The sequence below is a fragment of the Streptomyces sp. SAI-127 genome, from assembly GCF_029894425.1.
Lineage (GTDB): Bacteria > Actinomycetota > Actinomycetes > Streptomycetales > Streptomycetaceae > Streptomyces.
Genome location: NZ_JARXYJ010000003.1, coordinates 153,909 through 168,833, shown reverse-complemented (window position 1 = coordinate 168,833; position 14,925 = coordinate 153,909). Strand labels below are relative to the sequence as shown.

At 68.9% G+C, this 14,925-nt stretch carries 15 protein-coding genes and 5 pseudogenes; 12 read left to right on the top strand and 8 right to left on the bottom strand.

Annotated features, from left to right (window positions below):
* Window positions 1-16: 16 nt before the first annotated feature.
* Both M2157_RS48010 and M2157_RS48005 read left to right on the top strand, forming a co-directional pair.
* Window positions 17-487 carry a carboxymuconolactone decarboxylase family protein gene (locus tag M2157_RS48010; RefSeq protein ID WP_280868634.1) on the top strand — a complete coding sequence of 157 codons (471 nt, stop codon included), beginning with the start codon at window positions 17-19 and terminating at the stop codon, window positions 485-487.
* Between the two features lie 85 nt (window positions 488-572).
* Window positions 573-959, top strand: coding sequence for a DoxX family protein (locus M2157_RS48005; RefSeq protein WP_280868633.1), 387 nt, complete (start codon window positions 573-575; stop codon window positions 957-959).
* A 151-nt stretch (window positions 960-1,110) separates the two neighbouring features.
* On the opposite strand, the pseudogene M2157_RS48000 reads toward M2157_RS48005, so the two are convergent.
* Window positions 1,111-1,236: pseudogene (locus M2157_RS48000) on the bottom strand (ATP/GTP-binding protein); the annotation flags it as partial.
* A gap of 725 nt (window positions 1,237-1,961) precedes the next feature.
* Between M2157_RS48000 and M2157_RS47995 the strand changes: the two are divergent.
* The gene (locus M2157_RS47995; RefSeq protein ID WP_280859634.1) at window positions 1,962-2,333 is read left to right on the top strand and encodes a hypothetical protein; all 372 of its coding nucleotides are present in this window, start codon (window positions 1,962-1,964) and stop codon (window positions 2,331-2,333) included.
* A 167-nt stretch (window positions 2,334-2,500) separates the two neighbouring features.
* On the opposite strand, the gene M2157_RS47990 is transcribed toward M2157_RS47995, so the two are convergent.
* Window positions 2,501-3,073, bottom strand: a complete 573-nt coding sequence (locus M2157_RS47990; protein ID WP_348541853.1) for a Ku protein — start codon at window positions 3,071-3,073, stop codon at window positions 2,501-2,503.
* Between the two features lie 202 nt (window positions 3,074-3,275).
* On the opposite strand from M2157_RS47990, the gene M2157_RS47985 reads away from it, so the two are divergent.
* The 4 genes and pseudogenes from M2157_RS47985 (at window position 3,276) to M2157_RS47970 (ending at window position 6,574) form a co-directional block, all read left to right on the top strand.
* Window positions 3,276-4,124, top strand: coding sequence for a class I SAM-dependent methyltransferase (locus tag M2157_RS47985; RefSeq protein ID WP_280868632.1), 849 nt, complete (start codon window positions 3,276-3,278; stop codon window positions 4,122-4,124).
* Between the two features lie 582 nt (window positions 4,125-4,706).
* Window positions 4,707-5,315, top strand: a pseudogene (locus M2157_RS47980) (IS110 family transposase); the annotation flags it as partial.
* 8 nt (window positions 5,316-5,323) lie between these two features.
* Window positions 5,324-5,524 (top strand): DUF6207 family protein, encoded by a 201-nt coding sequence (locus M2157_RS47975; protein WP_280868631.1) that lies wholly within the window; start codon window positions 5,324-5,326, stop codon window positions 5,522-5,524.
* Between the two features lie 357 nt (window positions 5,525-5,881).
* The gene (locus M2157_RS47970) at window positions 5,882-6,574 is read left to right on the top strand and encodes a DUF899 family protein (RefSeq protein WP_280868630.1); all 693 of its coding nucleotides are present in this window, start codon (window positions 5,882-5,884) and stop codon (window positions 6,572-6,574) included.
* Between the two features lie 381 nt (window positions 6,575-6,955).
* Here the strand turns inward: M2157_RS47970 and M2157_RS47965 are convergent, their stop codons facing one another.
* On the bottom strand, window positions 6,956-7,642 hold the full coding sequence (locus tag M2157_RS47965; protein ID WP_280868629.1) for a hypothetical protein: 687 nt from the start codon (window positions 7,640-7,642) through the stop codon (window positions 6,956-6,958).
* Between the two features lie 51 nt (window positions 7,643-7,693).
* Here M2157_RS47965 and M2157_RS47960 point away from each other — a divergent pair.
* Window positions 7,694-7,803 (top strand): annotated as a pseudogene (locus M2157_RS47960) (ADP-ribosylglycohydrolase family protein); the annotation flags it as partial.
* 358 nt (window positions 7,804-8,161) lie between these two features.
* Window positions 8,162-8,359: pseudogene (locus M2157_RS47955) on the top strand (transposase); the annotation flags it as partial.
* Window positions 8,360-8,370: 11 nt separating this feature from the next.
* Here the strand turns inward: M2157_RS47955 and M2157_RS47950 are convergent.
* Window positions 8,371-8,817: a DUF1772 domain-containing protein gene (locus tag M2157_RS47950; protein ID WP_280868628.1), complete on the bottom strand. Its 447-nt coding sequence runs from the start codon at window positions 8,815-8,817 to the stop codon at window positions 8,371-8,373.
* Between the two features lie 91 nt (window positions 8,818-8,908).
* On the opposite strand from M2157_RS47950, the gene M2157_RS47945 reads away from it, so the two are divergent.
* Window positions 8,909-9,487: a TetR/AcrR family transcriptional regulator gene (locus tag M2157_RS47945; RefSeq protein WP_067443271.1), complete on the top strand. Its 579-nt coding sequence runs from the start codon at window positions 8,909-8,911 to the stop codon at window positions 9,485-9,487.
* Between the two features lie 135 nt (window positions 9,488-9,622).
* Here M2157_RS47945 and M2157_RS47940 read toward each other — a convergent pair.
* The 3 genes and pseudogenes from M2157_RS47940 to M2157_RS47930 all read right to left on the bottom strand — a co-directional run bounded on the left by M2157_RS47940 (window position 9,623) and on the right by M2157_RS47930 (window position 11,251).
* Window positions 9,623-9,920 (bottom strand): annotated as a pseudogene (locus M2157_RS47940) (hypothetical protein).
* A 169-nt stretch (window positions 9,921-10,089) separates the two neighbouring features.
* Window positions 10,090-10,701, bottom strand: a complete 612-nt coding sequence (locus M2157_RS47935) for a hypothetical protein (RefSeq protein ID WP_280868627.1) — start codon at window positions 10,699-10,701, stop codon at window positions 10,090-10,092.
* A 73-nt stretch (window positions 10,702-10,774) separates the two neighbouring features.
* Complete coding sequence (locus tag M2157_RS47930; protein WP_280868626.1) at window positions 10,775-11,251, bottom strand: helix-turn-helix domain-containing protein; 477 nt, start codon at window positions 11,249-11,251, stop codon at window positions 10,775-10,777.
* A gap of 127 nt (window positions 11,252-11,378) precedes the next feature.
* Here M2157_RS47930 and M2157_RS47925 point away from each other — a divergent pair, with 127 nt between their 5' ends.
* The gene (locus M2157_RS47925) at window positions 11,379-11,576 is read left to right on the top strand and encodes a hypothetical protein (protein WP_280868625.1); all 198 of its coding nucleotides are present in this window, start codon (window positions 11,379-11,381) and stop codon (window positions 11,574-11,576) included.
* A 196-nt stretch (window positions 11,577-11,772) separates the two neighbouring features.
* Here the strand turns inward: M2157_RS47925 and fxsT are convergent, their stop codons facing one another.
* Window positions 11,773-13,791 (bottom strand): FxSxx-COOH system tetratricopeptide repeat protein, encoded by a 2,019-nt coding sequence (gene fxsT, locus M2157_RS47920; RefSeq protein WP_280868624.1) that lies wholly within the window; start codon window positions 13,789-13,791, stop codon window positions 11,773-11,775.
* 370 nt (window positions 13,792-14,161) lie between these two features.
* On the opposite strand from fxsT, the gene M2157_RS47915 reads away from it, so the two are divergent.
* Window positions 14,162-14,437, top strand: coding sequence for a hypothetical protein (locus M2157_RS47915; RefSeq protein ID WP_280868623.1), 276 nt, complete (start codon window positions 14,162-14,164; stop codon window positions 14,435-14,437).
* Window positions 14,438-14,925: the final 488 nt, after the last annotated feature.

The following is a 14,925-nucleotide window of genomic DNA, read 5'->3' as shown; positions in this document are numbered from 1 at the left end:
GACGAAGGAGACCGCGATGGAAACCCGGATCAACCCCATGGCCAACGAGGTCGGGGCGAAGTGGGCCAGGTACATCATCTCGTCGAACACGGTCATCACCGACTCGACGCTGCCGAAAGCGGTGCAGGAACTGGTGAAGATCCGCGCCAGCCAGATCAACGGCTGCGGCGGCTGCCTCGATATGCACACCAAGGACGCGGCGGCCGCCGGCGAGAGCCAGGTGCGGATCAACCTGGTCGGGGCGTGGCGGGAGACGACCGTCTACACCGAGGCGGAGCGGGCGGCGCTGGAACTCACCGAGCAGGGCACCCGCCTCGCCGACTCCAGCGGCGTCACCGACGAGGCGTGGGCGAACGCGGCGAAGCACTTCGACGAGGACCAGCTCATGGCCCTGGTGGCCCTGATCTGCGCGATCAACGCCTTCAACCGGCTGAACGTGATCACCCGGACGCCCGGCGGCGAGTACCAGCCCGGCCAGTTCGGCTGACACGGGCACCCCCCAGGCGGACCCGGGACGGCCCCGGGTCCGCCGCCCGCCTCCGCCACCGAAGACATCGCCAAGGACAAGACTCATGAACACCGCACTGTGGATCACCACCGGCCTGCTGACCGCCGTCTTCCTGTTCTCCGGCCCCGGGAAACTGTTCGTCCCCCGGGAGAAGATGGCTGCGATGACCGATGCCGCGCGTTGGGTCCTCGACTTCAAGCCCTGCACCCTCAAAGCCATCGGAGCACTTGAGATCCTCGGCGCCGCGGGCCTCGTCCTGCCCGCCCTACTCGGCATCGCGCCGATCCTGGTGCCGCTGGCGGCCGCCGGCCTGGCCCTGATCATGACCGGCGCCGTGATCCTGCGGGTCCGCCACGGCGAGCCCAAAGCCGCACTGCCGGACGGGGGCTACCTCGCTCTGACGGCCTTCGTGGCGGTCGGCCGCTTCGCCCTGGAACCCTTCACCGGCTGACCGGCCCGCCACGGGGCACCAATGAAACAGGTCAGGGCCTATGCGCCCACAAGCGTAGGTCGCTTCCCGCGCTGATGTTGATCAGTGCACACCACCGCAGCCTTCGCCTCAGAGGTCAGCTCGTGCTCAACACGGTGAACTTGACAGAGAAGTCGTCGCTCACTGCCTCGCGCATCACGTCCAGGGAGAGGACCTGCGAGGCGGGCCAGGTGCCGGCCAGCGTGGACTTGCCCGCACCGGACGCGCAGATGAGGACCACCAGGCAAGTTTCCGGCAGCTGCGGAGGCCGGCGTCCCGGTGGCTCGGCGCCAGGCAAGCTCCGTCCATGCCTTTCCAGCGCGAGGTCACTGACCGGCTCGTTGCCGGTGTCCCCAGGGAGCTGACGCTGATGGCCGTCGTAGGAGACGACCACGGCCCCGGTCACCGCCGACTGATGCCCCTGGCATCGCAGCGGCCGCGTGATGGCCCCCGGCCAGAGGCGGCTACTGAGTGGCTTCGGTGTGCTCGCGAATTGCGTGGGCCACATCGAGCAGGGCGTAAGCGACAGCGGCCGGCCCCTCCCCGATGGCGTCCGTCTGCTTCTCCTCACCCTCACGGCCAGCCGCAGCGTCCGCCCTGCTCTCCGCATAGTCGCCCCACACGCTCTTCTGTGGCATGCGTCCACCTCCCATGCCACCGGTCCCTCCGGCGGCCTCTGCTGCCTCCCCCGACAACCGCATGCTGAAGCGTTCGATCCACGCCGGCTTCGAGAGAAAGTCGAGAACGCCCGCAACACACAGACCACTTCAGGGTCCGGTTCGCTCAGCGCGGCCGGTGACGCAGCTGCCGACCGGGGTGTCCTGTCTCATCGGACCTTGACCGGTCTCACCGAAGTTTGACGGCCTCCTGTTCGTCTCATCGAACTTTGAGCAACGCTCGCGGTGTCTTGCAGATCAGGCCGCGTACCCTCGGCGTGTGCCTCGCCATTGGAAGAAGCCACGCCGGCTGGTCGTCGACGGGCGCATGTACATGTGGACGATGCGCCACAGCCACCGAAGGGACCACGACGGCCGGTCCGTGGACTGCCGCCAGATCCTCACCCTGTCCCCGCAGCCAGCCGGCACCGGTGGTCCGCTGCGCATTGTCTTTGCCGCCGGGCCCCGCCGGTACGTCCCGGGCGGGGCTCCCTTCGGCTCCGGGGACGTGGGCTTCACCCAGGGCGCAGACCTGAACTTGCACGAGCCGGGCGCCGTCCGGGCCCTGCTCGACATGGCGCGGGCCCGCGGGTGGCAACCGGACGAGCGCCGGGCGGTGGAGCTCGACGGTTGGCCCCTGTTGGAGGCGGCGGCCGCCGCGCGAGCCGGGGACGCCGCCTCCGAGAGCCGGAGGGGATGACTCCACTCCGCCTGACTTCATTGCTCCTCTGAGCAGCCCTCCGCGCGGCGATCAGACTTCGGTGAGACTGGTCAAACTCCGTTGAGACGGGACACCGGGCCGCGGGCGAGAGATGACAGCCGACCGCGGCCCCGCGCGGTCCTTCACATGGGCTGGCAGAAGGTGCCTCAGGCGCTGCGTGATCGGCGTGCGGTCGTCTTCTTCGTGGTCTTCTTCGCTGCCGTCCTCTTGGCCGGCTGCTTCTTCGCGGTCTTCTTCTTCGGCATCTCGTGGACATCGGCGCCTTCGCCGCGGGAGGCCTTGGCCTGCTGGACGGACTCGTTGAGGGCGGCCATGAGATCGAGGACCTTGCCCGGCTGCTCGGGCTCCGGGGCTTCGGGAAGGGGCTTCTCTTCCCGCTTCGCCTCGATGATCTTCGCCAGGGCGTCGGTGAACTCGGAGCCCTCGAGGTCGTCCTGGGTCATACGGTCGATGAGGACGAGCGCCTGCTCGATCTCCTCCTCCGACACCGTCTCGCTGGGCGGGTCGACGGCGGCCGGATCGCGGGCCTCATCGGGCCAGCGCATCGCGTGCAGAACGATCGCATCGTCGCGCAGCCGCAGCAGGCCCAGGCGCTCCCGGCCGCTCCAGGCGTACTTGGCGATCGCGACCTTCGACGACCTGTCCAGGGCTTGGCGCAGCAGCTTGTACGGCTTCGCCGCCACCTGCCCGTCCGGCCCCAGGTAGTAGCCCTCCGCGATGCGGATGTGGCCAGGGTTTGCGGTTGACCGTTGACCACTTCCTCAGCTGGACGTGGAGCGCCTTGAGTGACCCGCCCGGCCCCGTGCTCCGGGGAGTGTCTGATTGACACTCCCCGCCGACGTGTCGGCGCTGCGGGCAGAACGCGGCGAGGGCGCCTGCCACGCGGGTGTTCTCTGCCCTCTGCGCGGGGAGATTGGGGGGATGACGGACACGAGCGCGACCGATGCCCTGGACAGTGCCGAGTGGGGCCGGTGGATCATGTACGCCCAGCGGTACCGCGAAAGCTTCGTCCGGCTGTGCGCGCATCCGGTCGACGCGCTGCTGGATGCGGCTGGGGTGTCGGAGGGGATGTACGTCCTCGATGCGGGCACGGGGACGGGGACCGCGGCCAGGCGGGCACAGCGCCGTGGCGCCCGGGTCCGGGGCGTGGACGTCGATCCCGGCGGAATCGCGCAGGCGCGCGGCAGCGGGGTCAACGCCACCAACCATCCCTTGCCAGAACTGCCTTTCGCTGACGGCGAGTTCGATGTGGTCCTCGCCAACTTCGTCATCGACTGCCTCGACCGCCCCCGGACCTCCCTCGCCGAACTGCGGCGCGTGCTGCGGCCCGGCGGCCGGATCGCGCTGACACTGTGGGGCGCACGGCGCGGCGCCGGTCAGAATCTTCTCGGACGGGCCTGCGAGGCGGGCGGCATCGTGCTGCCGCCGGACCGGCCGTCGCCCGATGAGCCGCGGGACCTGCCACCGCTCGACGCGGACGAGGAGTTCGACCGCACGCCCGCCGGGATGCTGGAACTGCTGGGTGAGGCCGGGTTCACGCGAACGGAGGCGACCGAGGTCACCTGGAACCACGAGACCACTGTCAGGGAGTGGTGGGGCGGGCTGGCCGACCGGCTCTACCTCAGGCCGGCGTACGTCACACCGCCTGACCTGGAGACCACCGCGCGGATCCGTGCGGAGTACGAACGGCTCAGCGCCGAATTCCCCCAGAGAGACGAGAAGCTGCTCCTCCCGCATGTTGCGCTGCTCGCCTCCGGGAGGCTCACGTGAACAGCGGCTCCAACGCCCGTTCCAGGCCCGCCGCCTAACAGAAGCCCACCCCCCGCATCCCCAGCACGGCCGCGACCGTCACGTTCGCCTCATTGTCGTCCACGAAGAGTCCGCCGCGAGCCGGATGACCGCACCCACTCCTGCAGGTCGATCCGACCCAACACCACCCGAAGCACGGCTTCCACAGCTGGTCACTGACCGACTATGCACAAAAGCCTCTGGTTAGGGCGTGCGGGCTCTTCTCGGGTGATCGCGCAGATGACGGGTGAATGCCTACTCGCAGCCTGGCGCTGGACGCCTGTCCGGTAAGAGCGGTGTCGCTCGTTGTCTGCGCGTCCATCACACCTGGCTCCTAGCTTCAGGTAAGGCGTCGAGCGTCAACACCCGTCTCTTGATCCGTCGTTGGTGTTGGTGGGACGAGCCCGCTGCACGGTGACTTCTCAATGCGCACGAGCTTGCTGAGCTCCCTCACAGACTGAAGCCCGTGCGGTGCGCTGGTGCCACGAACACGGCTGGTGAGGCGTTGGTCCAGCCTTGCGGCTGAGACCTGGAATTAGGTCGCCGCGTGGCCCGCATGCGCTCGTGACCAGGGCAAACACCCGAACATGGAAAGAGAACACTGTGATCTACTGCGGCATCGACTGGGCGGAAAGGACACACGACGTTGCCCTGGTCGACGACAGCGGCCAGTTACTGGCCAAACGGCACATCACCGACGACGCAGTCGGCTACAAGATCCTGCTGGACCTGCTCGCCGAGTACGGCGACACAGAAGCAGCTCCGATACCCGTGGCCATCGAGACCTCCCGTGGCCTGCTGGTCGCAGCGCTGCGGACCGGCAAGCGGCAGGTCTTCGCGATCAACCCGATGGCCGCCGCCCGCTATCGCGACCGCCACTCGGTTTCGCGAAAGAAGTCCGACCCGGGCGACGCCCTCGTGCTGGCGAACATCCCGCGCACCGACATGCATGCCCACCGGCCGCTGCCTGACGACAGCGACCTGGCCCGCGCCATCGCAGTCCTCGCACGCGCCCAGCAGGATGCGACATGGAGCCGTCAGCAGACAGCTAACCAACTTCGGTCCCTGCTGCGCAAGTACTACCCCGCCGCCCTGGATGCCTTCGCCAACTGGAGCAACGGCCTCTGCCGACCCGAGGCGCGCGAACTCCTCCGGCTGGCGCCGACTCCGTCATGCCGGGTATGAGCTCGATCCATGACAGGCCTGTTGAACAGCCGGGCCTGGCCGTCGTCGAAGTCGCGGCCGCCAACGATGCGACCGCCTTCGCCGTCCAAGACCTGCTCGCCGCCAACTACGCGATCGCACCGGGCGAACGTTCGGTCCGCGAGCCCGGCGTCCGGCTGCGCCTCTTCCTGGACCTGCGCCAGGAGCCCGGCTCGTAGCGCTACGGGCGGGCGACCGCGTCCCGCTGACCAGCCGTGGTCGGGCCGGTGGTCGAGTGTGCACGCACGGTTTGCGGACGGACAGACCGGGTGGAAGGCATGGGGCTGTGACGTGGATGCTGCCGGATCCGATGCTCGCCGCCCCAGTGTCCGACCCGCCTCTGCTGCCCGGGTGGGCGGGAGAGCCCAGGTTATGGACAGGGGTTGCCCTGTCCGCTGTCCATCCTCGACGCGTGGATCTGCCCGCCATGCGGAGACGCGCGAGCGCCGAAGGGCGGCTCGGGCCGATGAGTTCCGGGGCCCGGTGGGGTCTACCTCTGCACGAGCGAAAGCTGCACACGAGTTCGGTGAGGGACCATGACCACCCACGCACTACCACCCGTCGTCGACGCCGCATCTTGGGAGCGCCAACTGGATGCGCTGCGTGCCCGGGAGAAGGCCGCGACGCGGGAGCTTGACGCCATCGCCGCCGAGCGTCGTCGCCTGCCGATGGTCGAGATGCCCGACTACACCCTGGAGGGCGAGGACGGCCCCGTTCGGCTGGCGGACGTCTTCGAAGGCAAGAGGCAACTGATCGTCTACAACCACATGTGGTTCGCCGGCAAGGAATGGCAGTGCCCGGGCTGCACGGGGTTCACCTCGCAGTACACCCGCCTGGAGTTCCTGGACAACTACGATGCGCGATTCGTCATCGTCACCCAGGGCCCGATCAAAGAGGCACTCGCCTACCAGCGGCGGGTCGGCAACCAGATGACGTGGTACTCGACTGCCAACAGCTCCTTCGGGGCCGACGTCGGTGCACCGCCCGGCGCAGGATTCGCGGTCAACGTGTTCCTGCGCGACGGCGACACCGTCTATCGCACCTGGCACACCAACGGCCGCGGCACCGAACAGCTCAGTCACACCTTCCCCCTGATCGACGTCCTGCCGTACGGACGGCAGGAGCAGTGGCAGGACTCGCCCGAGGGCTGCCCTCAGTCGCCCACCTACAGCCGATGGGCGACGTCCAAAGACATCGCTGCGCTCTATGGCCCGGGCTCCGGCGGCTGAACGACCTGCATCACGGACGGTGAGCGGGTGAACACGGTGATGCTGCCGGTGCGCGACGGGTTGTCCATCGCTCGGCGTCCCCATAACTGCCGGACGAATTGCTTGCGCGCTGCTCGGTCGGGCCTCCGCATGGCGCTGGACGATAGTTCGTGGACAGCTCAACAGCGCATAACCGAAGTGGGACGGGTTTAGGGCTCTGTTGTCCGTCGACGCGGGCCGGGTGGTGCTGCGCTCGAGGCGAGGCACTGAGATGGCGGCATCGTTTCCGGAGATCGTGGCCGGCATCGTGCAGCTACCGGACGCGACCGCGTTCGGCGGTGTTATGTGACCTGTATCTGTGTCTCAGACCCAAGGAGTCTCAGCCGCGCCGTGACGCAAGCCTCACGCCTCGTCATGCCAGGGGAAGCCATCCGGGTCCGTGGCGGCACGGGTCCTGACCCGCTCATCGTCATGGCCGCGGATCTGGTCCAGGAACGGGAAGTCTTCCGGCTGCACGGCCAGTTTGGCGACAGGGGCCACTGGTACGGGACTTGCCCATTGGGCCGGCTGCACCGAGACATCGCCGACCCGCATCCGCGGCTGCAGCTCGAAGGTGTCGGCGGGCAGCAGGTACACCGTGCCGGGACGCCAGGGCTGCTGCTTGAGCGCCCGCGCGCTGATGGAGAAGTAGTAGTGCGGCTCGCCGAGCCGCTCGCTGCCGTTGTCGAGGCGGGCGCAGCCATTGATCAACGACATCGGGTGGTGGTCCCGGTCCAGGATCGCGTAGTACATCGGCCAGAGCCCGTCGCCGGCGGCGAAGACCGCGCGACGGTTGCCGAACTCGCTGCTGTCGTTCGGCTGCCGGGGTTCGAAGCGGCTGATCGCCGGATCGCCCGAGCCGTGCAACAGCAGTCTGCCGCGGTCTGCGGCACGGCAGAGGAACTGCCATTTCGGCGCCTGGATCCGGTAGTCGATGGGCTCATCGGGACCGTTCGCGAGCGCTTGCTCCAGCAGTCGGTCGAAGGATGCCAACGTTCTGCGGTCCGAGGGTGCAGCGGGACGCGTCATCCAGTACGCAGGCAGCTTCATCAAAGCAACCTATCCAGCGCACCGCTCGGGACACCACCACCGCGGCCGCTACACCACACCGTCCTCGCGCTCGACTGGCACCCCGATCAGGCGACCGAGTTCAACGCTGCCCTCTGGCCTGCCTGGGCTCCGTCGTCTGGGCCCTGCGCACCACCACCAATTCGAAGACGCGCGGCGATCGCGGCGGATCTGCGGCGGTCGCCGGTCGGCTCGCTCGAGGGCGGCAGGGTCATCCGTGGACAGGCTGGTCGATCTCCGCCGCGTGGGGCAGCCAGGAAAAGCTGGACGTCACACTGGTGGAACCCGAGCTGGTGGTGGAAGTCGGCGTCGACGTCGCCCGCGACGCTGCCGGCCGGTGGCGCCACCCCGCACGCCTGCACCCGCCCGCCCCGACCTCTCCCCCGCCGACGTCACCCGCTGGACGTCACCGCCGCACTGAGTCTTAGGGCGCGTATAGGGTCATGATCAATGAGCGGGTTTCCCCCTCGCGCTGATCTTCGATCCGATGGATCGTCTTGCATGACACGTGCGCAACTGGTCGACGCAGAATGGGAGTTCATCGAGACGTACCTGTCGATCGGCGAGTATGGCCCCTACTCGGTGCGGCTGCGGCAGCAGTTCGAGGGGGTGCTGCGGCGATTTCGGACGGGCGGGCAGTGGCGGGAAATGCCCGCCGAGTTCGGTGCCTGGTCGACCGTCCACAACCGCCTCCAGGTCGTCCCGCGAGCTCAGGTGAGGGCGGCCGCCAGGCAGGCGAAGGCGGCGATGATGACGGCGACGCGGACGTAGTGCCAGCGGTCCCAGCGCTTCATCTGCTCCTTCCAGTCGGCCGGCCGGTCGCCGGCAGTCCACGTCTTGACCCGGTTGTTGATCGGGACGAGCACCAGGATCGACATGAGCACGCTGACGATCAGCAGCGCGGCGGCGGTCACGACGAGGCCGGTGCCATCGTCGTCCCATCCGGCGACGGCCCAGACCCCGACGAGGACGAGCGAGCCGATGTACCAGAACGGCATCACGGCACCGCCCAGTCGGGCCCCATGGACGCGGCCGCTCAGGCCGTTGTCGCCGGGGAGTGCGTTGAGGATCGGGTTGCTGAAGAAGGGGACGGAGAACTCCACCCCCACCATTACGCCGACGACCACGATGGTGACGACCTCGAGTGCATTGAGCATGACGACCCCTTTTGGTATCTAGCATCGCTAGCTGACGAGGCAACGCTAGTGCTGCTGCCGCTCGATTGTCTAGCGATGCTAGGATCGAATCATGTCGGTACAGGAACGCAAGCAGCGCGAACGGGCGGAGCGCGAGCGCCTCATCGTGGCCACGGCCCGCGAACTCGCCGAGCAGCAGGGCTGGGACGCGGTCACCACCCGGCGGCTCGCTGAGCGCATCGAATACAGCCAGCCCGTCCTCTACAGCCACTTCCGCGGCAAGCGCGAGATCATCGGCGCCGTCGCTCTGCAGGGCGCTTCCGAGATGGCCGTGGCGATGCGGGCCGCAACCGCCGCCGCCGACGGCCCCCGCGCCCGGGTCACCGCGCTGGCCCGCGCCTACCTCGCCTTCGCCGAACGCCATCCGGCGGTCTACGACGCCCTGTTCCAGCTCGACGGCGGCCTGGCGTATGCGCAGGAGGACACCCCCGAACCGTTGAAGGACGCCTTCGCCGCGCTGCTGGAGTGCCTCAGCGAGGTCGCCGGGGACGGCGTGCGCCCGGAACTGTTCACCGAGACGTTCTGGGCGTCCCTGCACGGCCTGGCCACCCTGACCCGAGCGGGACGGCTCCCGCCGGAGGACACCGAGCGCAGGACGGAGCTGCTGGTGGACCGGCTCGCCATGCTCTGACGAGCGTCCCGGATGGCACAGTCGAGTGGACGCTGCTGTGGATCGAGAACACCGCCAGTCAGCTGACCGAGGGCAGACCGTAGTTGGCTGGTGGGCGATGAGCATCCCACTGACCTGCTGTGGTCGGGGTTGTGGTCAGGGGGTGTCGCCCGAGTGGTACAGGCGGCAGCTCACGCCCGGGCCCGGTGTGCGGGGCTCACCGGGGTGCGGGTCGTACAGGGCGCGGCCGCCGGGGCCAGCGCGTCAGCTCGGTGGACAGGGCGACGCCGTCGTCGACTTCTTCGGTCCGCCAGCCGTGGATGTCCAGCAGCAGGCCGTCCAGCGGTCCGCCGACCAGTTCGGCATACGTCCGGTACGGGAGCGGCCCGGGGTTGGGGGCGTCGTGGTCGTGGCCGTACACCCGGCCACGCAGCAGCTGCTCGTCTCCGTTCATCCGACCAGCGTTCCAGCCGCCACCGACAACGAGGGCGCGGGCGGCGGGCCCGGCCCGAGCCTCTTCATCCAGGCCGGGCCGGGCTCGCCGTGCTCACCGCGCCTTCGGCAACGCATCCAGAGATCAGCGGTCCTCCCCCGCGCCGCGGCCGGCCACGCGCCACACCGGCTCATCGGGGCCGCGCTTGGTCAGCTGCCCCAACGTCGTAGTCGCCACGATGATCCGGTAGTTCACGCAGTAGACGTGCTGGGCGCGCTGGTGGAATACCGCTTCCCGGGTGGCCGGGGCCGCGCGGGGCGGGAGCGAAGACGAACAGCACCGGCGGGAAGGACCAGCCCAGCAACGGCCCGGCGTCGGTCTCCTGCCAGTGGCTGCACGGGGCCCGGGCGGCGTTGCCGCGTCCGGACGCCGGTGCGGTGCGGTAGGCGTCGTAGCGCTCCAGCTTGGCGACCGGGCGGGCGTAGGACAACGTGCGGCCGATCTCCACGAACACACTGGAGCCGTCGGCCAGGAGCACCACACCGTCGGACACCAGGGTTGTCGGTGACGACGTAGTGTAGATGTCCCCTGTGGGATCGGCTGCCTCGACCTTCTGAAGAAACTGCTGGTAGTAGGCACTGTCGCGGGAGGAGGCGGTCATGGTGACCTCGTGTCCGTCCCGTACTCGCAGTGCGCCGTAGACCCAGGTCTTCTCCGGTCCGCGACCGTAGTCGACTTCGGACTTGGTGCGGCGGCCGTCCGGCGACCAGCCCGGCGCCGGCGGGAACGTGCGGGGGATCACCGGTCCGAGCTCGTCGGCGCAGACGACCGTCGCGCCCTCGGGCGGGCAGGTGCAGAGCCCGATGATCCTGGTCCTATTCCCTCGAAGTCCGCGTCTCTCGAGCGGGTCCAGGACCGGGTACGGCGCCGGCGCACCCCCTCGGCCAGCAGGATCCGTCGGACCTGACTGCGGCCGACCCCGATGCCCAGCCTCTGGCCTCGGCGGCCAGCGCGTCCAGGGTCCACTCCGGCGGCCCGCACTCATCCTCCGCCGCCAGCTCGCCGCCCGCCTGCACAGTCAGCTGGCCCGGCGCCGGCTTCTTGACCAGGCCGATGATCCTGGAGCGTTCCGACTCGGTGATCCGCCGTTTGCGGCCCTGCCCGCCCAGATCCTCCAGCCCGTCCAGACCCAAGCGGTTGAAGCGGTGCAACCAGCGGCGGACCGTCTTGGGACTGCACCTCAACTCGTCGGCGATGGCCGGCACCCGCTGCCCGGCCCAGCTCAACTCGACCATCCGCGCCCGCAGCACCAGATCACGCGGCGCCTTACGCGCTCGCGACAGCCGACGCACGGCCCGTTGCTCATTCTCGTCACGGCCCGGCCGTGGCCGTAACACCACCTTCCAGCACCCGCCCCCGAGTACCCGACTTGCCACGCCACCAGGACTTATACCCAGGGAATGAGGAATCCAGCACTAGGTGAACGAGGGGGCGCTCGCAGCGACGCTGCCAATGCATGCGGGGTGGACACGGCCCGGCGTGATGATCGTGCAGGTCATCAGCCAGGTGGCCGGGCCGTGGTCGTTCTTGATCTCCGGGCTGACCGTACTCGTACAGTCCGGCGAGCACCATGACCTGCCCGTCGACGGGGTGGATGAAATACGGCGAGCTCACTGATCGCCTGGGGCACGAGCCCGGTGATCAGTGAGCTCGCCCTCAGGCGCGGACTCCAGCACCCGTCTGGTCAGCTGCTGCAGGAGGCCGCCCCCGGCCTGAGCCCGGGCCACCATAGGCCGACCCCGCCGAGGAACTCGCCACCTGCGGGGACGCTGCACAGCGGCCTTGCCGGCCTCGGTGTCACTCGTCACGTCAGTCAACGCAGCCGGTCGACCAGAGCAAAGGCATCCTCGGTTTTGGGGTGGGCCCGGCCCAGCCGGGTCTGCAGGATCTGTGCACCCCGGCGCGCGAAATCCACCGCGGTCGAGTTGTTCATCGCGTGCAGGACCTGGGCCTGGAAGATGAGGACGTAGCCGATGTACAGGTGGTCCGGCGCATAGACGGCCTCGCGGATCTGCAGTGCCCGTGAGATCAGCGTCAGGGCCGCCTCGTGGTCGCCGAGGTCGACATGGACGTTCGCCAGTGCAATCAGGTCGAAGCTCACGTACGGGTCGTTCGGCCCGAGCGCCGCCTCGTCGATCTGCAGCGCCCGCTCGGCCAGTGGCAGCGCCGCACGGTGTTCACCGAGGAGGCACAGCGTGCGCGCGAGCGTGGCCAGGTCCGTTGCGATGGCGGGATCGTTCGCCGGCAGGCAGGACTCGTGCAGCCGCAGCGCGCGTTCCACCAGTGGGCGGGCCCTCTCCGGCGCGTGGAGCTCCCGATGGATCTGCGCCAGAGTGATCAGATCGAAGCCGGTCTCCGCATCCCGGCCCTCGATCGACTCGTCGATCGCGAGGGCACGCTCACACAGAGGCAACGCCATCTGGTAGTCCCCGATCTGGATGAGGAATTCCGACGCCAGCCTGAGCAGCACCGCCGTCTCCTCAGCGCACTCGGCCGGTGGATCGTCCTTGGTCACAGCCAGGACATGCGAGAGCAACTCCTGCCAGCGCGGCCGCGCGTCCGGGTCACCGTGGACGTCGTGCGGCACGGCCGCGACCAGCGCCCGGCACAGCTGGACCAGGGCGTCGGCATGCGCCTCCTCCGGCATATCGGCCCGGACGGCGGCCTGCACCAGCCGGTGCACCACCAGGGACGCGTTCCCGCGCCGCGCGAGTCCCAGACCGGCCAGGGCACCGACCGTCCTGTCCCACACCAGCGGATCGTCGGCGCCCACGTTCAGGATCTCGGGACTACGGGTGAACAGGTCCAGCGGGATCGGTTCCGGCGCCAGTAGGGCACACAGCCTCAGCATCCGCACTGCCTGCGGCCGCTCCGCCTCCAGCCTTCGCACACTGAGCTGCCACAGGGCCCCGACCATCACCGCCGACCGGTCGCCCGGTGCGCCCAGCGAGATCATCTCCTCCAGCCGGGACGTCAGCAGCCTCACGTAGTCATCGGGCGCCGTCTGGTTGTACTCCATGTACCCGGCTGCCTGCTCCAACGCCAGCGGCAGGTCCCCCAGTTCCTCGGCGATCCGGTCCGCCACCGCCGCGGTCATGCCGGGCACCCGACGCGTCAGCAGGCTCACCGACTCCTGCCTGGCGAACACGTCCAGGCCGATCACACCGGCACTGCTCGACCAGTTCCTCACCCTGGTGGTGACGATGACATGGCCATTGGTCGCCAGGCCACCCGACGGCAGCGCGTGCGTGAGAGTGTTCTGTTCCTCCCCGTTGTCGAAGATGATCAGCCAGGGCCTGCGGTCCGCCAACTTGCCGTACACCCGCGGGATGACCTGGTCGAAGCTTGCTTCCGCCAGCCCCAGTTCCCCGGCCAGAGACACGAACTGCGACGCCACCCGATCGGCGTCCCCGGCATGTACGAACGCGACGAACCGGTACTTCTCGAGATGTCGGTAGGCGTATTCGACCGCGAGTTGGGTCTTGCCGACACCGCCCATCCCACGCACGACCAGCATCGCGACACCGCTCGCCGAGGTGAGGCGCTGTCGCAGTTCCCGCAGCGTGGCGTCGCGGGCAGTGAAGTCAGTGTTGCGCGGCGGCAGTTGGTACGTCATGGGCGCGGGCGGGTCCTGCCCGCGGTCGCGGCGCGGCGCCTGCCACAGCCCGATCAGCGACACAGGTATCAGGAGGAGGAGCACCAGCCACGGGTGGACCCGCACGAGGTCGAGCGGTCCTGGCCAATGGCTTTGCCCGGACGCCGCGTTGAAAGCGAGACTACCGACGAACAGCACGAGTAGACCGGACACCACACCGGCCAGCGTTCGCCACATGGCTCCCTCTTCAGTATCACCGCTGCCGCGACGACCAACAGCCTGCGTGATGTTATCCCAGGAGCCGCTGACGAAACCGATGAAAGAGCCTGCCCCTGCTCCAGCACGGCCCAGCCGAACGGGTATGGCGCCCCGTTCAGAACCTCGACAGCAGAGTGAGCTGGTACCAGTCCTGGCACCGGTAACCCACCCGTTGCACCTCGTTCATGCCCGCCGCAGGTGCTGCTACGGCGCGCGATGAATGAGGCCAGCGGCGAACCATCCAGCGCGTGCGCCGGGGTGCCTACCAGCTGATCAGCATCACGCCGCCGCTGGCCATGCCGAACAGGACCACCTGTATGCCCGGGCGTAGCCGGCCTTGGTCAGCGGCGTGGGCGAGTTGGAGGGGGAGGGTGGCTGCGCCCATGTTGCCGGTGCGGTGGAAGGTGGGCACGACCGCGTCGGGCTGGATGCCGAGGCGTTCGCGGAAGGTGCGGACGAACGGGACGGACGGCTGGTGGAGACAGACGAGGCCGAATTCGTTCGGGTCGGTGTGTTGTTCCTTCAGCCACTGTGCGGCGCGGGTGTCGATGCCGAGGAAGGAGGCGAGGACCTTCTCGGAGTCGAAGTGCAGCCCCGGCGGGCCACCGGGCCGTGGTGGGTTTGAACAGGGTGGCAGCCGGCCAGCCCACGGAGTTCGCCATGATCGTGTGAGCGATGATGCCCGGCTGGGGGGAGGCTTCGACGAGCAGGGCGGCGCCCATGTCCCCGCCGGTCAGGGACGCCAGCCCGGTCCGCAAGGTGGTGGGAGTCAGGCTCCACCGGCTGAGGCTTCTGAGGTTTCCCCGCACGCGATCAGGATCCGCCGGTAACGGCCAGCGCGGATGAAGGCGTCCGCGACCTCCAGGGCGTTCAGGACGCTGTTGCAGGCGTCGGTGACGTCGAAGACCGGACAGGACAGCCCGGTCCGGGCGGCGACGATGTGGGCGCTGGCGGGTTCCTGGACATCGGCGCTGGAGGCGGCGAACAGCAGCAGGTCGACCTCGCCGGTTCGAGGGCCGCCTGGGCCAGGACACGGCCGACGCCATGGGAGCCGAGGTCGGAGGGCATCTCGCCGTCCGCGACGACGCGCTCTTCCAGCTTCTCGGCACGCGG

What these genes read in the sequence shown, in the direction of transcription:
- M2157_RS48010 (WP_280868634.1), top strand. Translation starts at nt 17, where the DNA reads ATGGAAACCCGGATCAACCCCATGGCCAACGAGGTCGGGGCGAAGTGG.
- M2157_RS48005 (WP_280868633.1), top strand. Translation starts at nt 573, where the DNA reads ATGAACACCGCACTGTGGATCACCACCGGCCTGCTGACCGCCGTCTTC.
- M2157_RS47995 (WP_280859634.1), top strand. Translation starts at nt 1,962, where the DNA reads ATGTACATGTGGACGATGCGCCACAGCCACCGAAGGGACCACGACGGC.
- M2157_RS47985 (WP_280868632.1), top strand. Translation starts at nt 3,276, where the DNA reads ATGACGGACACGAGCGCGACCGATGCCCTGGACAGTGCCGAGTGGGGC.
- M2157_RS47975 (WP_280868631.1), top strand. Translation starts at nt 5,324, where the DNA reads ATGAGCTCGATCCATGACAGGCCTGTTGAACAGCCGGGCCTGGCCGTC.
- M2157_RS47970 (WP_280868630.1), top strand. Translation starts at nt 5,882, where the DNA reads ATGACCACCCACGCACTACCACCCGTCGTCGACGCCGCATCTTGGGAG.
- M2157_RS47965 (WP_280868629.1), bottom strand. Translation starts at nt 7,642, where the DNA reads ATGAAGCTGCCTGCGTACTGGATGACGCGTCCCGCTGCACCCTCGGAC.
- M2157_RS47950 (WP_280868628.1), bottom strand. Translation starts at nt 8,817, where the DNA reads ATGCTCAATGCACTCGAGGTCGTCACCATCGTGGTCGTCGGCGTAATG.
- M2157_RS47945 (WP_067443271.1), top strand. Translation starts at nt 8,909, where the DNA reads ATGTCGGTACAGGAACGCAAGCAGCGCGAACGGGCGGAGCGCGAGCGC.
- fxsT (WP_280868624.1), bottom strand. Translation starts at nt 13,791, where the DNA reads ATGTGGCGAACGCTGGCCGGTGTGGTGTCCGGTCTACTCGTGCTGTTC.